Origin of the sequence: Micromonospora sp. CPM1, from assembly GCF_023896895.1 — a bacterium.
GTDB lineage: Bacteria > Actinomycetota > Actinomycetes > Mycobacteriales > Micromonosporaceae > Micromonospora > Micromonospora tulbaghiae.
Genome location: NZ_JAMHIU010000005.1, coordinates 1 through 15,176, shown reverse-complemented (window position 1 = coordinate 15,176; position 15,176 = coordinate 1). Strand labels below are relative to the sequence as shown.

Below are 15,176 nucleotides of genomic sequence, written 5' to 3'. Positions count from 1 at the left end.
GATGGACGAGGTCGCGCTCCGCAGCCTCATCCCGGGCGTGCTCGGTGTCCTCGTCCGCCGCGGAGTCGACTTCGCGGCGGCCGAGGACGCCGTGCAGGACGCGCTCGTGGAGGCGCTGCGTGTCTGGCCGGCCGACATGCCCCGCGATCCGCTGGGCTGGCTGGTCACCGTGGCGTGGCGGAGGTTCCTCGACGTGGTTCGCGCCGACGCCGCCCGGCGTCGGCGCGAGGACGTCGTGGACGAGGAGCCGCCGCCCGGCCCGGTGTCCGCCGTGGACGACACGCTGCGGCTCTACTTCCTCTGCGCGCATCCGTCGCTGAGCCCGTCGTCGGCCGTCGCGTTGACGCTGCGCGCCGTCGGCGGGCTCACCACCCGGCAGATCGCGCAGGCGTACCTGGTGCCGGAGGCCACCATGGCGCAGCGGATCAGCCGGGCCAAGCGCACCGTCTCCCGGGTCCGGTTCGATCAGCCCGGTGACGTGGCCACCGTGCTGCGGGTGCTGTACCTGGTGTTCAACGAGGGCTACTCCGGCGACGTGGATCTGGCGGCCGAGGCGATCCGGCTCACCCGGCAGCTCGCCGCCGCGATCGACCACCCCGAGGTGGCCGGGTTGCTCGCGCTCATGCTGCTGCACCACGCCCGCCGGGCCGGGCGGACCGCGCCCGACGGCAGCCTGGTGCCGCTCGCCGAGCAGGACCGCAGCCGGTGGGACACCACGCTGATCGCCGAGGGTGTCGGCATCCTCCAGACCGCCCTGTCCCGCGACCGGCTGGGCGAGTTCCAGGCCCAGGCCGCCGTCGCGGCCCTGCACGCGGACGCGCCCACCGCGGCGGAGACCGACTGGGTGCAGATCGTCGAGTGGTACGACGAACTCGTGCGCCTGACCGGCAGCCCGATCGCGCGGCTCAACCGGGCGGTCGCGGTCGGCGAGGCGGACGGCCCGCGCGCCGGGCTGGCGGCGCTCGCGGCGCTCGACGACACGTTGCCCCGGTACACGGCGGTGGCCGCGTACCTGCACGAACGCGACGGTGATCCGGACCGGGCGGCCGCGCTGTACGCGGAAGCGGCCCGCCGCGCGTCCAGCCTGGCCGAGCGCGACCACCTGAACCGGCAGGCGGCCCGCCTCAACTCCCGCCGGCGGTAAACCGGTCGGCGGCGCGCGTCGCCGCTGGTAGGTTGCCTCGCCGTGACGGGGGAACGGCTCGGCGGGCGCTTCGCCCGACTGTGGACGGCGAGCACGCTGTCCGCGCTGGGCAGCGGGACGGCGACTGTGGCCGCGCCGCTGTATGTGGCGTCGATCACCGACGATCCGCTGGTGGTGTCGGCCGGGGCGGCGGTGTCGTGGCTGCCGTGGCTGCTGTTCGCGCTACCCGGCGGAGTGCTCGCGGACCGGGTGGACCGGCGGCGGCTGATGGTGCTCATCGACTGGGTACGCGTCGCGGCGCTGGCCGCCCTGGCGGTGGCGATGCTCGCCGACCGGGCCGGGATCGCGCTGCTCTACGCGGTGCTGTTCGTGGTGAACACCGGCGAGGTGGTGTTCCGTACCGCCGCGCAGGCGGTGCTGCCGGCGGTGGTGCCGCGCTCGATGCTGGAACGCGCCAACGGCTGGCTCGGCGGCGGCACCCAGGTGATGCAGAACATGATCGCCGGCCCGCTCGGCGGGTTCCTGTTCGTGCTGGCGGCGTCGCTGCCGTTCGCGCTCAACGCCGGCACGTACGCGCTCAGCGCCGTGCTGGTCGGCCTGCTCGCCGGGACGTACCGGGGCGGGCCGGCGCTTCAGGAGCGGCGTTCGGTGCGGGCGGAGGTCGCGGAGGGGTTCCGCTGGCTGTGGGGGCAGCGGCTGCTGCGCACCATGACGATGCTGATCGGCCTGCTCAACGTCACGCTCACCGCCGCGGTGGCGGTGCTGGTGCTGCTCGCCACCGAGCGGCTGGGGCTGGGCTCGGTCGGCTACGGCGCGTTGTTCACCTGCATGGCGGTCGGCGGGGTGCTCGGCTCGCTGGTGGGGGACCGGCTGATCGCCGCGATCACGCCCACCTGGACGGTGCGGACCGGGCTGCTGGTCGAGGCGGGGCTGCACCTGGCGCTCGCCGCGTCCCGCAGCGCCGCCGTGGTCGGGTTCGCGCTGTTCGCGTTCGGGGCGCACAGCGCGCTGTGGAACATCGTGGCGAACTCGCTGCGGCAGCGGCTCACCCCGCCGGCGTTGATGGGCCGCGTCGGCAGCACCACGTTGTTCGTCGCGGCGGGTGGCAACTGCGTCGGCGCGCTGCTCGGCGGCGTGGTCGCCGCCCGGTTCGGCATCACCGCGCCGTACTGGGTGGGTTTCGTGGTGGCGGTCGCGGTGATCGCCGCGACGTGGCGGGTCTTCGACCGGGCGACGGTGGCCGCCGCCTACGCCGAGCCGGCCCCGCAGAAGCCCGCCCCGGTGACCTGAGCGCGGGTCGGCCGGTGGCGGTTCCCGCCGGTGTGGCAGCGTGGCCGGATGCACGCATCCTTCCCGGTCGACGTCGACCTCGCGCTGGTCGGCGGTGGCGGCGCCGCGTCCCTGGTTCTGGCCGCGCTGGACCGGCACGGCGTGTCCGGGCTGCGGGTCGCGGTGGTCGACCCGGTGCACAAGCGCGGCCAGGACCGCACCTGGGCGTTCTGGGGCCTGCCCGGCGACGACCTGGACCCGCTGCTGAGCGCGAGCTGGTCGCAGGTCGACGTGGTCACGCCCGCCGGCCGCCGCGTCCTCACGCTCAACCCGCTGCGGTACGCCATGCTCCGCTCCGCCCCGGTCTACGACCGGGCTGCCGAGGCCGAGCGGCGGCTGGACGCGGTCCGGATCAGCGCCCCGGCGGGGGACCTGCACGACGACGGTCAGCGGGTCACGGTCCGCGACCCGGACGGCCGGGACCTCGTGCGGGCCGGGTGGGTGCTCGACTCGCGGCCCCGCCGGCCGAAGCGGCCGGGGCGGACCAGCTGGTTGCAGCACTTCCGCGGCTGGTGGCTGGCCGCCGACCGGCCCACGTTCGACAGGCAGCGGGCGGTGCTGATGGACTTCCGCACGCCGCAGCCGGAGCGCGGCGTCTCCTTCGGGTACGTGCTGCCGGTCGACGACCGGTTCGCGCTCGTCGAGTACACCGAGTTCGGGCCGACCCTGCTCGACGACGCGGGCTACGACAGGGCGCTGCGCGGCTACGCTGATCTGCTCGGGCTGGACCTGACCGCGCTGCGGGTGCGGGAGGTCGAGGACGGCGTGATCCCGATGACCGACGGCCCGTTCGAGTCCCGTCCCAGCCCTCGGGTGGTGCGGCTGGGCACCGCGGGTGGGGCGACCCGCCCGTCCACCGGCTTCACGTTCTCCGCGATGCTGCGCCAGGCCGATCAGGTGGCCCGGGCGCTCGCCGCCGGTCGTCCGCCGGTGCCCGCGCCCGCGTACCCGGGCCGGCACCTGTGGATGGACGCGGTCGCGCTGCGCGCGCTGGACCGGGGGCACGTCGGCGGGGTGGAGTTCTTCGAGCGGCTGTTCGACCGCAACCCGCCGGAGCGGGTGCTGCGGTTCCTCGACGGCGTGACCAGCCCGGCCGAGGACCTGGCGGTGATGCGGTCCAGCCCGCTGCTGCCGATGACCGGCGCGGTGCTCGGCGACGCGGCCGGGCGGCTGCGCGCCCGCCTGCGCCGCTAGCCTCGGTGGCCGGTCGCCGGCGGAGTCCGGCGGCCGGGCGCACCGGCGGGCGCGGGGGTGGACGGTCCGCCGCCCCTGCCGAAGTCGCTGCCGAGCCAGTGGTCGATGGAGTCGAACGGAAAGGCTCGGGGCCGGTACGGCCCCGGGACGGTGCTGATCGTGCGGATACGGTCGAGTCGGAAGGTCCGCCAGCCGTCGCGGTCGATGTCGTACCCGACGAGATACCAGTGCCGCCGGCGTAGCAGGTGCCGGTAAGGCTGAACGGTGCGCCGGGACTCGTGGCCGTGCTGGTCGACGTAGTGGAAGTGGACGCGGGCGCCGGCGGCGACGGCGTCGGTGAGGGAGCCGGCGAGCGTCCAGTCCAGCGGCGCCGGATCCTGGTGGAGGATCCGGGTGGAGTTCGCTGTCGCTTCAGCACGGTGGCGTAGGCCGGGCGGAAGCACCTGTTGCAGCTTGGCGCGGGCCGTGCTGGCCGCCGTGTCGTCGGGCATCCACGCCTCCATCACGAGCAGGCTCGTGATGATGGTCGAGACCTCGTCGGAACTGAGGAGCGGTGGCGGGATCCGCACGCTCGGGCGCAGGCGGTAGCCGGCGCCGGGACCGGGCCGTGAGCGCACGTCGTAGCCCAGGTCGCGGAGGCGCCGGGCGTCACGGCGCACGGTGCGTTCGCTCACCTGTAGCCGGGATGCCAGTTCGCCGGTGCTCCACTCGCGGCCGCTCTGCAGCAGCGACAGCAACCGCAGCGACCGACTCGACGGGGTGTCCACCTCCCCATGGTCCGCGCAGATGCGGCCAGGACCGGGCCGCATTCCCGCCTAGCGTGTCTCCTGACGTCTTCGGGAAGGAATGCCGTGCGCATTGCAGTCACCACGCCCAACGGCAACGTCGGCCGCCACGTGACGAGGATGCTGGTCCGAGCCGGCGTCAGGCCACTGCTGCTGGCCCGCCACCCGCGTAGCGTTCCGGACGAGCTGGCGCGGCACGTCGAGGTCGCACCCGCTGATTCCCGGGAACCGGACCAGGTCGTGGCCGCAACCCGCGGTGTCGACGCGGTCTACTGGGTCGACCCGCCCGCGGCTTCCGCGGACCCGCTGGCGGACTACGCCCGCGCCACCGAGGCCATCACCACAGCGGTCACCCGCAACGGCATCGCCCGGGTCGTGTTCCAGAGCAGCGTGGGCGCGGAGAAGCGCCACGGCGCAGGGGAGATCGACGGCCTGGCCGCCACCGAGGTGGCCCTGGACGGCCTCGGCGTCGACGTCACCCATCTGCGATGCGGCTACTTCTTCACGAACCTGCTGCTCGACATCGAGTCGGTGAAGTCCGGCCGGCTCCAGACCGTGCTCCCGGTCGACGTCCCGATGAGCTGGGTCGCCCCACGCGACATCGCCGAGGTAGCAGCCCTGACCCTCATCAACCGCGACTGGGCGGGCCGTCGCGTGCAGGCCGTCCACGGCCCCGACGACCTGACCTGGTCACAGGTCGCCGCCATTCTCACCGACGAACTCGGGCGTGACGTCGTCGTCGACCGGATCACCGACGAGGCCAGGTACGAGCAGCTCCTCGCCGTGGGCATGCCCCCGGCGATGGCCGGGGCCGTGCTGGGGATGTCGACCGGCCTGCGTGACGACTTCGTGCCCGAGCAGGAGCGCTCGGTGGTGACCACCACGCCCACGACCCTGCGGGCCTGGATCCGCGGCGACCTTCTCCCGGCTCTCCGAGACGCACCGGGCTGACGTGACAAGCGTCGCGGATCAGGACGGCCGGTGGCGGCCGACCGCGTCGGCGACCCGGTCGCGCACCAGCGTCCGTAGCCCTTCCATCGGGTCGCCGTCGCCCGCGCCGAGCCGGTTGCGCACCGCCGCCACCGTCAACCCCAGTTCGGGGTACGCGAACGCGAGGCTGCCGCCGCTGCCGGCGGTGCCGAACGACCCGTCGGCGTCGACCGCGTACCCCAGCCCGAACGTGGTCTCCTGCCCGAACACCCACTCCTGGGCGCGGACCGCCGGGGCGGACACCTCGCGCATCCGCTCGGCGGAGATCAGCCGCACGCCGTCGACCGGGCCGAGCAGCGCCGCGTACATCCGGGCCACCGCGCGGGCGCTCATCGTGCCGACCGACGGCACGTCGGCGCGCAGCACGTCGGGGCGGGAACCGATGACGGTGTCCGGCCGTACCGTGGGCGGGGCGACCGCGTCGAAGTGCGGCAGGTTGGCCCCGGCCCAGGCCATCAGTGCCGACAGGCCGGCGTCCTCCAGCCGGGCCAGCCGGGGCAGGTCCGCCTCCGGTACGCCGAGGAACAGCTCCCGGTCCACGCCGAGCGGCCCGGACACCTCCTCGGCGAGGACCTGCGACACGGGCGCGCCGGTGACCCGCCGGATGACCTCGCCGAGCAGCCAGCCCCACGTCCACGCGTGGTACGCCAATCGCTCGCCCGGTGCCCACAGCGGGCGCGCCTCGGCGAGCAGCTCGCACATGCCCGCCCAGTCGGTGAAGTCCTCCGGCGTGACGTCGGCGGGCAGCGCGGGCAGGCCGGCGGTGTGGGTGAGCACGTGCCGCAGCGTGATGCCGTCCTTGCCGTGCCGGGCGAACTCCGGCCACACCGCGGCGAGCGGCAGGTCGTAGTCGAGCCGTCCCCGCTCGGCCAGCACGTGCACCACGGTGGCGGTGAGTCCCTTGCCGGTGGAGACCGCGTGCACGGGCGTGTCGGCGGTCATCGGCCGGCCCGTCGTGGTGTCGGCCAGGCCGGCCTGTTCGGAGACGATCGCGACCCCGTCCAGGTACGCGGCCACCTGCACACCGGCCTCCCGGCCGGAGGAGACCAGTTCGTCGATTGTCGCCCGTACCTCGGCCCGCAGGCCGTCCCAGCGCGTGTCCACGATCACGCAGCGTGCCAGACCGTCGCGTCGGCGTCGTCTGCTTTTCGGCCGCCGGTTCTCCGTCGCTGCGTGCTCGGCCGGGCGGCGGTGCTCAGCGGGTGACCGGTGTCGGCGTACTGCCGGTGGCGCCCTGGGTGGGCAGCATGTGCGTGTCGTCGGTGAGCAGCCGGGCGCGCAGCGCGTCGATCGTCCGCGCGTCGACACCGAGCCGGCCGGTCACGTAGCCGTGCACGGAACCGTGGGCGGCCCTCAGGTCGGCCAGCACCAGCCGGATGATCTCGGCCGGCGCCCGCCCGTACGCCGGCCAGCCCGGCGTCGCCCCGCCGTTGCGATCACGCCACTCGGCCACCAGCCGGTCGGTGGCGTGCTCGGTGAGCGCGAAGTCCGCAGCGATCTGGTCGTCGTCGACGCCGAGCAGGGACAGCACCAGCGCGGCGAGCAGCCCGGTGCGGTCCTTGCCGGAGGCGCAGTGGAACACCAGGGGATGCTCGCCGTCCGCGATCACCTCGAAAGCCCGGCGCAGCTCGGCGGCGCCGTCCTCGGCCACCTCGGCGTACCGGTCGGCCAGGTATCGCCACGGGTCAACGTCGGGGTCGATGTCCGCCTGCACGTACGGGCGGTGCTCGATGCTCAGGTTGTGCCAGGTCACGCCGAGGCTCTCCGGGGCCCGGCCGCGGTCGGCGATCTCCCACGGGTACCGCAGGTCGATCACGGTGCGCACGCCCAGCGCGGCGAACCGTTCCAGATCGTCACCGGCGAGCCTGGCCAGCGAGTCGGAGCGGTAGAGCCGGCCCCGGGCGACGGTGCGGCCGTCGCCGGTCCGCCAGCCGCCGAGGTCACGGAAGTTGCAGAGCGTGGCGAAGTCCGGGGGAGTGGTCATGCCCGCACGCTAGCCGGGCGCGGCGGGTCGGGTGGTCCCGCGCGCCCGCGTACCCGGTAGGTTGCCGGGCATGGTGGAGGCGGAGACCGGCCGGGTCGTGGAGATCTGGACCGACGGCGCGTGCAGCGGCAATCCCGGGCCCGGCGGCTGGGGCGCGGTGCTGCGCTGGGGCGGGCACGAGCGGGAGCTGTGCGGCGGCGAGGCCACCCCGACCACGAACAACCGGATGGAGCTGACCGCCGCGATCCGGGCGCTGGAGAGCCTGACCCGTCCGGTCACGGTACGGCTGCACACCGACAGCACGTACGTGCGCAACGGCATCACCGGCTGGCTGAACGCGTGGAAGCGCAACGGCTGGCTGACCGCCGCGAAGCAGCCGGTGAAGAACGCCGACCTGTGGCAGGCGCTGGAGGCGGCCTGCGCCCGGCACGACGTGACGTGGCTGTGGGTGAAGGGCCACAACGGGCACCCGGAGAACGAGCGCGCCGACGCGCTGGCGAACCGGGGCATGACCGAGGCGCGGAGCGGCGCTGCCGCCGCCCCGCGTACGGCTCAGCGCAGCGGCCGGCCCTCCTCGATCTCCTCCGGCTCCTCGGACGGGTCGCCGGTGCCGGAGACGGCCTCCACGTCGTAACCGGCGCGGCTGACCTCCCGCGCCGACCGCCGGTCCTCGGCGGGCAGGTCGGCGAAGTCGTCACCGGTGTCGTCGGTGGTGTGCAGGGACTCGCCCGGCGGGCGCAGGGACGCCTCGTACGCGGTCGCGCCGTCCGGTTCGTCGCCGGCCGCGCGGCCGAAGGACTGTTCACTGGTCATGTCGCACTCCTGCCCGCAGCGGTGGACGGCAAACGTTGAGCGGCCCTTGCCCCGTCGGTGCCCTGCGTCGGTTCGGTGGCCCGTGTCCGTTCGGTGGCCTGTGCCCGGGGCGGTGGCCTGGTCGGCTCGGTGATGGGCCCGGTCGGCTCGGTCGGCCTGTGCCTTGCGTCGGTTCGGTGGCCTGCGTCCGTTCCGTGGCGCGCGCCCGTTTCAGCCGGCCGCGTCCGGGCCGCGGGCCGCGTCCGGGTGGGTCGGCATCGAGGAGCCGCCCGAGCTGCTGCCGGACGCCCCGCCCGCAAAGCCGGACCCGTCGTCCTCGGTGACCTCGTCCGGCTTCGGCGCGCCGGGAGCGGACGCCGGCACGTCGGTGTCCGCCGCGGTCTGCACCAGCGGAACCTGACCGGCCTCGTCCTCGGCGTGCGCCGGGTCGACCGGCTCCTCACCGTCGCGTGCCCGATACCCCACCGGTGGCCCCCCGTCGGTCGACAGTCGTCCGCGCCGCCTACCCGACCCCACCTCCACCAAACCCGCGCCCCTCCCGCGCCCGCCCGTCCGCCCACCCCGGCCCCTCCCTCCTCGCGGTTGATCAAGGAGTTCGTGTCCCGTTCCGCCCTCGAACCCGCCCCGAACTCCTTGATCACCCCGAGGTCCCTCCGGTGGGCCCTCAGCCGCGGTGATCAAGGAGTTTGTGGCCTGGGGAGGGGCTGACGGGGACGCAAACTCCTTGATCACCGCTGTCCGGTGCCGGTGCCGGTGCCGGTGCTGACGGGTCGGTGCGGGTGTCAGTGCCGGTGGGCCGGTGCGAGGCGCGGGCCGGCGGCCGGTGGCGGCGGGCGCAGCCGGGCGGGCGGGGGCGGGCAGGGGAGCGTCGGCCGGGTCAGCGGCGGCGCTGGCGCGGGCGGGGACGCGTCGGGGTCAGCGTCAGGGACCAGTGGGCCGGGCGGCGTAGCCCCGGCGGCAGCACCGTTCGGTGGTCGCCGCGCGCGGCGTCGAGCTGCGACTGGTGCGTGAACAGGCACTCGCCCAGGTCCGCGCCGCGCAGGTCGGCTCCGCGCAGGTCCGCGCCGGTCAGGTCGGCGGCGCCGAGGCGTACGCCCCGCAGGTCGGCCCCGATCAGGCAGGCGCCGCGCAGGTTCGCCCCGGCCAGCGGGGTACGGCGCAGGTCCACCCCGATCAGCATCGTGCCCCGGCGGTCCGGCCCGGCCTTCCCGGCGCGGGCCTGTTCGGCGGCGCGGGACAGCAGGCGGTTGGCGCGGTCCCGGTGCGCGTCGACGTCGAGGGCGAGCAGTTCCTCGGGGGTGCCGTCGGTGAGCCGGCCGGTCTCGTCGAGCGCGGCGGTCAGCTCGTCGCGCAGCGGTCCGGCCGGGGTGAGGCGTACCGCCTCGGTCAGGTACCAGAGCAGCTCGTGCAGGGGCCGCAGCACCGCGAAGCTGTCGAACATCCGTTGCGCGGTGGCCGGGTCGGCGCGCCAGTCGCGGCCGGCGAACGTGTTCTGGGTGAGGTGCTGACCGGCGCCGAAGCAGTCGAACACGGTGCATCCGGGGAAGCCGCGTTGCCGCAGCTCGGTGTGGATGCCGCAGCGGAAGTCGGCGCCCAGGTTCGGGCAGGGCCGTCCGGCGGGCTTGTCGACGGCGAAGTCGGCCGACGCGGTGAACGCGGGCGCGACGCAGCAGACCCCGGCGCAGCGCGAACAGTCCGCCCGCAACTCCCGCCCGCCACCCACCGCGCCCGATCCCGGTCCCACCGTTCCCCCTCCCAACACCCCGCCCATTCTCCCCACCTCACCCCACAACCTCCCCACCCCACCCCGTCGATCATGAGGTTGACGGCGACAAATCGGACCGGAATCGCCGCCAACTTCATGATCAACGAGAAGAGGCGGGGCGGGGAGGGTCAGAAGGTGAAGAGGGCGGCTGTGGTGCGCTGCATCAGGCAGGGGTTGCCGAACGTCCGCGTGTAGGCGACCGGGCGGTCCTGCCAGAAGCCCACGGCACGCGCGACGACCGGGGCGTACTGGGAGGTGCACGGCGCGCCGTCCACGTCGAGCGCGTCCAGGTCGCCGTCGACGCGGGCGACGAGCCGGCAGGCGGTGATCGGGTCGGGGTGCAGGCCGCCGGTGGGCCCGCAGGTCAGCACCGTGGCGCGTACGCCGGCGCCGTCGTCGACGGTGAGCAGCAGCACCGAGGGGGTCTGCGGGCCGGGGCGTGGCGCGGCGTCCCCGGGGGAGGCCGGCACGGCGAGGCCGCCGAGCGCGGCGGCCAGGGCCAGGGCGGCGGTACGTCGGGCGAAGGGCATGGGTGGTCCTTCCGTCGGGGCCCCGGGTGAGGGCCGGTGGGTGGCCCGGCACGTCGTGCGAACCGGACCGCCGAGAACCCTAGGTGGACGGTGTGAACGCGAAGAGTCACGAAGTGTCACACCGGCCGGCCGCACCGACCGCCCGGTGTGACATCGGCGTACGGGAATGCCCGAACGGCTGACAACCGCTTCAATGCCTCGCCGCAACGCATTCCGAATTTGCGGGACGGCTACCTGAAAGGCTGACAACCGAATCGCGTCGTTATTGCGCCGATGCATTCCGTACGCCGGATCGTTGTCAATTCTCGACAACCGGAACGGCCGTTACCGGAACGATTCTTTCCGGTGGTCGGAAGCGCATTACCGTCGGGTGGCAGGGCGTTTTCGTCCCCATCGGGAGGACTGCTCATGAGCGAACTGTCGCACCCGCCGGCCGCTCCCGGCCCCGACGTCGAGCCCGTTCCCGCACCAGCGGGCCGACCCGGTGAATTCGTCGGCCGGTCACCCGGCCAGCTCGCCTGGCTGCGGCTCAAACGCGACCGTACGGCCAAGGCCAGCGCCGTCACGCTCGCCGTCGCCGCCCTGGTCGCACTCGGTGCGCCACTGCTGGGACGGCTCACTGGAATCGACCCGACCGACAAGTTCGTGGACCGGCTCAACGATTTCGGAATGCCGATCGGGTATGCCGGCGGAATCAGCGCCGACCATTGGCTGGGGCTCGAACCCGGCAGCGGCCGGGACATCCTGATGCAACTGGTCTACGGCCTGCGGACGTCCCTGTTCATCGCGTTCACCTCGGCGTTGCTGGCCTGCGGAATCGGCGTCGCGGTCGGTGTGCTGGCCGGATGGGCCAGAGGCTGGCTGGACAGCGTCGTCAACTGGCTGATCGACCTCACGCTGGCGTTCCCGTTCCTCATCTTCGCGCTCGCGGTCATCCCGATCCTCCAGGACCGCTTCTACTCCGACCGGGAGGCGCCGTCGCCGGCCTTCCGGGTGGCCCTGATCGTCGCCACCTTCAGCCTGTTCAGCTGGACGTACACCGCGCGGCTGGTCCGCGGGCAGGTGATCTCGCTGCGGGAACGGGAGTTCGTCGACGCGGCCCGGGCCGCCGGCGCAGGCACAGGGCACATCCTGCTGCGGCAACTGCTGCCGAACATCTGGGCGCCGATCCTGGTCACCGTCTCGCTGATGGTGCCGCAGTTCATCGCCATCGAGGCGGCGCTGGCGTTCGTCAACATCGGCGTCACCGAACCCACGCCCGACCTGGGCCGCATGATCTTCAACAGCATCGGCTACGTCGCGAGCGACCCCTGGTACACCCTGTTCCCCGGGTTGACGGTCTTCCTGCTGGTCCTGGCGTTCAACCTGCTCGGTGACGCGCTGCGCGACTCCCTGGATCCCCGCTCCACCCGGTAGTCCCCACGGCCATCAGTGCCCGGCCGGCGGGGGCCGCCGGGCAGGAAGGAGCACACCGTGCGCGCACGGACCCGGACACTGACAGGTGTCCTCGCCGCGGCGGCGCTGGCCGCCGCCGGTTGCAGCCCCACCACCGACGGCGGTGGCGACGGCGACCAGAAGACCAAGACCCAGAGCGGCTCGATCTCGTACGAGGCCGCCGACAACCAGGGCCCGGCGAAGGACGTCGACGGGGCGACCCGCGGCGGCACCCTCACCGTCATGCAGCCGGCCGACTTCGAGCACCTCGACCCGGCCCGCAACTACGTCAACGTGCAGCAGGTCGCCGGCGGGCTGCTCTACCGCGCGCTCAACGGCTACAAGGAGGACGGCAGCGGCAAGCTGCTGCTCGTCGGGGACCTGGCCACGAACCCCGGCAAGGACGTGAACGGCGACTGCAAGGTCTGGGAGTTCACCCTGCGCGACGGCGTGAAGTACGAGGACGGCACGCCGGTGTCCAGCAAGGACGTCGCCCACGGCATCGCCCGGTCGTTCGCCGCGAACCTCAACGAGGGCCCGCACTACATCCAGCAGTGGCTCTACCCGGGCGGGGCGTACAACGCCACCTACAAGGGACCGTACGACGGTGGCAATCCGGTGCCCGACGGCGTAGCCACGCCCGACGACCGGACCGTCCGGTTCACCTTCCCGCAGCCGCACTGCGACCTGCCGTACGCCGCGGCGCTGCCCACCAGCGCGCCCGTGCCCGCGGCGAAGGACACCCGCGCCAACTACGACCTGCGGCCGTTCTCGTCCGGGCCGTACCGGGTGAAGTCCTACCAGCGCGACGTGTCGCTGGAGCTGGAACGCAACCCGAACTGGGATCCGGCGACCGACCCGATCCGCAACGCGTACCCGGACGCGATCCGGATGACGTTCGGCCTGGAGCAGGCGCAGATCGCCGAGCGCCTGGTCGCCGACGGGCCGGCCGACCAGGCGGCGCTGAGCTGGTCGGACGTGCCGCCGTCGGTGCTGCCCCGCACGACCGGCGCGGGCGTCTCCGACCGGGTGGTCCGCGGGCCGACGCAGTACAACTGGGTGCTGAGCATCAACACCCAGCGGGTCACCGACCTGGGCGTACGGCGGGCGCTGAACTACGCGGTCGACAAGGACGCCCTGCTCAAGGTGCTCGGCGGGCAGGCCGCCGGCTCACCGGCGACCACGCTCATGTCGCCCACCACCGCCGGTTTCGTCCCGTACGACCTGTTCAACGCCCCGGTCACCGGCGACAAGGCGAAGACCGCCGAGCTGCTCGCCGGCAAGCGACCCAAGCTGGTGCTCGCCCACTCCAACCTGGAACTGCGCACCCAGCAGGCCGAGGCGCTGCGCAAGAACCTCACCGACATGGGCTTCGAGATCGTGATGAAGCCGATCGACAACAGCAGCTACTACGACGAGGTCGGCCGCAAGGACAACCCGTACGACCTCTACCTCACCGGCTGGGGCTCGGACTGGCCCACCGGCTCCACTGTCATCCCGCCGGTCTACGACGGACGGGAGGTCGTGGCCGAGGGCAACCAGAACCTGTCGTACCTCGACGAACCGTCGGTCAGCGCGGAGATCGACCGGGTCCGCGACCTGCCGGCCGCGGAGCAGGACGCCGGCTGGATGGCGCTCGACCGCATGATCATGGAGAAGTACGCCCCGGTGGTGCCCTGCTACTACGACGCCACCTACGAGCTGCACGGCTCGAAGGTCGGCAACGCCTTCCTCAGCGACGCGTTCGGGATCATCTCGCTCAACGGCATCTACGTGAAGAAGTGACAGCCGCGCGGGGGCGGCGGCCACGGCGGCCGTCCCCGCGCCGACCTCGGGGGAGGTGCTCCCGTGCTCCGTTTCGTCGTACGGCGGCTGCTCGTCGCCGCCCTGACCCTGGTCGTCATCAGCCTGGTCACGTTCGGTCTCTTCTTCGCGGTGCCGAGCAGCCCGGCGAAGGTGATGTGCGGCAAGAACTGCACGGCCGAGGACATCGCCCAGGTCGAGCGCCGGCTCGGCATCGACCAGCCGCTGCCCCGGCAGTACGCCGACTTCGTGGGCGGCGTCTTCGCCGGCCGCACCTACGGCGAGGGTGACTTCCGGCAGGACTGCCCGGCGCCATGCCTCGGCTACTCGTTCCGCAACAACCAGCCGGTCACCGAGATCGTCGCCCAGCGCGCCCCGGTGACGTTCAGCATCGTCCTCGGCGGCGCCGTGCTCTGGCTCGGCCTCGGCGTCTCGCTGGGCATGGTGTCGGCGCTACGCCGGGGTACGGCGTTCGACCGCGCCGCCATCGGCGTCACGCTGGCCGGGGCGTCGATGCAGGTCTACTTCTTCGGGCTGATCCTGCTCTACCTGCTCGTCTACTCCACCGGCCTGCTGCCGTTCCCCAGCTACACCCCGCTGACCGAGAGCCCGTTGCGCTGGGCGGCCGGGCTGCTGCTGCCGTGGATGACGCTGGGGTTCCTCAACTCCGCGCTGTACGCCCGGCTGGCCCGGGCGCAGATGCTGGAGACGTTGTCGGAGGACTTCGTCCGTACCGCCCGGGCGAAGGGGCTGCCCGCCCGGAAGGTGCACACGCGGCACGCGTTGCGGGCGGCGATCACGCCGATCGTCACGATCGCCGGGCTGGACATCGGCACCAGCCTCGGCGGCACGTTCATCACCGAGACCATCTTCGGCCTCCAGGGTCTCGGCAAGGCGACCGTGGAGGCGGTGCAGTTCCTCAACCTGCCGGTGGTGATGGCGACGGTGCTGCTGGCAGCGGTGTTCATCGTGGTCGCCAACATCGTCGTCGACGTGCTGTACGCGGTGATCGACCCGCGGGTCCGGCTGAGCTGAGGGGAGGGATCGGACATGGTGGAGCTTCCGGCGCCGCGTCGCGGCGAGGGCCCGTACCTGCGGGTCGAGGATCTGCGGGTGCGGTTCGACACCGAGGACGGTGTGGTGCGGGCCGTGGACGGGGTGTCTTTCGCGGTGGAGCGGGGTCGCACGCTCGGGATCGTGGGGGAGTCCGGGTCGGGTAAGAGTGTGACGTCGCTGGCGATCCTGGGTCTGCACAACGCGAAGCGCACGACGATCACGGGGGAGATCTGGGTGGGTGGGCGTCAGGTTGTGGGGTTGGGTGAGGAGGAGGTGCGGCGGCTGCGGGGCCGGGACATGGCGATGGTCTTCCAGGATCCGTTGTCGGCGTTGCATCCGTACTACTCGG

The 15,176-nt window shown here is 73.2% G+C and carries 16 protein-coding genes; 9 read left to right on the top strand and 7 right to left on the bottom strand.

Annotated elements, in window-relative coordinates; all coding sequences use genetic code 11:
- The first annotated feature begins 1 nt into the window (after position 1).
- Genes M8C11_RS07665 through M8C11_RS07655 form a run of 3 tightly spaced genes read left to right on the top strand, consistent with a single transcriptional unit; the run spans position 2 to position 3,667 of the window.
- Positions 2 to 1,144 carry an RNA polymerase sigma factor gene (locus M8C11_RS07665; protein ID WP_121684647.1) on the top strand — a complete coding sequence of 381 codons (1,143 nt, stop codon included), beginning with the start codon at positions 2 to 4 and terminating at the stop codon, positions 1,142 to 1,144.
- 42 nt (positions 1,145 to 1,186) lie between these two features.
- On the top strand, positions 1,187 to 2,434 hold the full coding sequence (locus M8C11_RS07660) for an MFS transporter (protein ID WP_252449021.1): 1,248 nt from the start codon (positions 1,187 to 1,189) through the stop codon (positions 2,432 to 2,434).
- Between the two features lie 48 nt (positions 2,435 to 2,482).
- Positions 2,483 to 3,667: a lycopene cyclase family protein gene (locus M8C11_RS07655; protein WP_252449020.1), complete on the top strand. Its 1,185-nt coding sequence runs from the start codon at positions 2,483 to 2,485 to the stop codon at positions 3,665 to 3,667.
- Here the strand turns inward: M8C11_RS07655 and M8C11_RS07650 are convergent.
- Positions 3,664 to 4,434, bottom strand: a complete 771-nt coding sequence (locus tag M8C11_RS07650) for a YafY family protein (RefSeq protein ID WP_252449019.1) — start codon at positions 4,432 to 4,434, stop codon at positions 3,664 to 3,666. The genes M8C11_RS07655 and M8C11_RS07650 overlap by 4 nt on opposite strands.
- A gap of 84 nt (positions 4,435 to 4,518) precedes the next feature.
- On the opposite strand from M8C11_RS07650, the gene M8C11_RS07645 reads away from it, so the two are divergent.
- Positions 4,519 to 5,403: an NAD(P)H-binding protein gene (locus tag M8C11_RS07645; protein WP_252449018.1), complete on the top strand. Its 885-nt coding sequence runs from the start codon at positions 4,519 to 4,521 to the stop codon at positions 5,401 to 5,403.
- Positions 5,404 to 5,421: 18 nt separating this feature from the next.
- Here M8C11_RS07645 and M8C11_RS07640 read toward each other — a convergent pair whose 3' ends face one another.
- The gene (locus M8C11_RS07640) at positions 5,422 to 6,546 is read right to left on the bottom strand and encodes a serine hydrolase (protein ID WP_252449017.1); all 1,125 of its coding nucleotides are present in this window, start codon (positions 6,544 to 6,546) and stop codon (positions 5,422 to 5,424) included.
- Between the two features lie 91 nt (positions 6,547 to 6,637).
- Positions 6,638 to 7,426 (bottom strand): tyrosine-protein phosphatase, encoded by a 789-nt coding sequence (locus M8C11_RS07635; protein WP_252449016.1) that lies wholly within the window; start codon positions 7,424 to 7,426, stop codon positions 6,638 to 6,640.
- 70 nt (positions 7,427 to 7,496) lie between these two features.
- On the opposite strand from M8C11_RS07635, the gene rnhA reads away from it, so the two are divergent.
- Positions 7,497 to 8,060 (top strand): ribonuclease HI, encoded by a 564-nt coding sequence (gene rnhA / locus M8C11_RS07630; RefSeq protein WP_013476715.1) that lies wholly within the window; start codon positions 7,497 to 7,499, stop codon positions 8,058 to 8,060.
- Here rnhA and M8C11_RS07625 read toward each other — a convergent pair.
- From M8C11_RS07625 to M8C11_RS07610, 4 genes are all read right to left on the bottom strand, one after another.
- A complete protein-coding gene (locus tag M8C11_RS07625) occupies positions 7,979 to 8,239 on the bottom strand; it encodes a hypothetical protein (protein ID WP_120569802.1) in 261 nt (86 codons plus the stop codon). The genes rnhA and M8C11_RS07625 overlap by 82 nt on opposite strands.
- A gap of 210 nt (positions 8,240 to 8,449) precedes the next feature.
- Positions 8,450 to 8,704 (bottom strand): preprotein translocase YidC, encoded by a 255-nt coding sequence (locus tag M8C11_RS07620; protein WP_252449015.1) that lies wholly within the window; start codon positions 8,702 to 8,704, stop codon positions 8,450 to 8,452.
- Positions 8,705 to 9,116: 412 nt separating this feature from the next.
- On the bottom strand, positions 9,117 to 10,010 hold the full coding sequence (locus M8C11_RS07615; RefSeq protein ID WP_374667434.1) for a pentapeptide repeat-containing protein: 894 nt from the start codon (positions 10,008 to 10,010) through the stop codon (positions 9,117 to 9,119).
- 122 nt (positions 10,011 to 10,132) lie between these two features.
- On the bottom strand, positions 10,133 to 10,534 hold the full coding sequence (locus M8C11_RS07610; RefSeq protein ID WP_120569805.1) for an SSI family serine proteinase inhibitor: 402 nt from the start codon (positions 10,532 to 10,534) through the stop codon (positions 10,133 to 10,135).
- Positions 10,535 to 10,942: 408 nt separating this feature from the next.
- Here M8C11_RS07610 and M8C11_RS07605 point away from each other — a divergent pair, with 408 nt between their 5' ends.
- From M8C11_RS07605 to M8C11_RS07590, 4 genes are all read left to right on the top strand, one after another.
- Positions 10,943 to 11,950 (top strand): ABC transporter permease, encoded by a 1,008-nt coding sequence (locus M8C11_RS07605; protein WP_252449013.1) that lies wholly within the window; start codon positions 10,943 to 10,945, stop codon positions 11,948 to 11,950.
- A gap of 57 nt (positions 11,951 to 12,007) precedes the next feature.
- Complete coding sequence (locus M8C11_RS07600) at positions 12,008 to 13,753, top strand: ABC transporter substrate-binding protein (RefSeq protein WP_120569807.1); 1,746 nt, start codon at positions 12,008 to 12,010, stop codon at positions 13,751 to 13,753.
- 63 nt (positions 13,754 to 13,816) lie between these two features.
- On the top strand, positions 13,817 to 14,806 hold the full coding sequence (locus M8C11_RS07595; protein ID WP_120569808.1) for an ABC transporter permease: 990 nt from the start codon (positions 13,817 to 13,819) through the stop codon (positions 14,804 to 14,806).
- Positions 14,807 to 14,821: 15 nt separating this feature from the next.
- A partial coding sequence (locus M8C11_RS07590; protein ID WP_252449012.1) for an ATP-binding cassette domain-containing protein occupies positions 14,822 to 15,176 on the top strand: 355 nt, incomplete at its 3' end.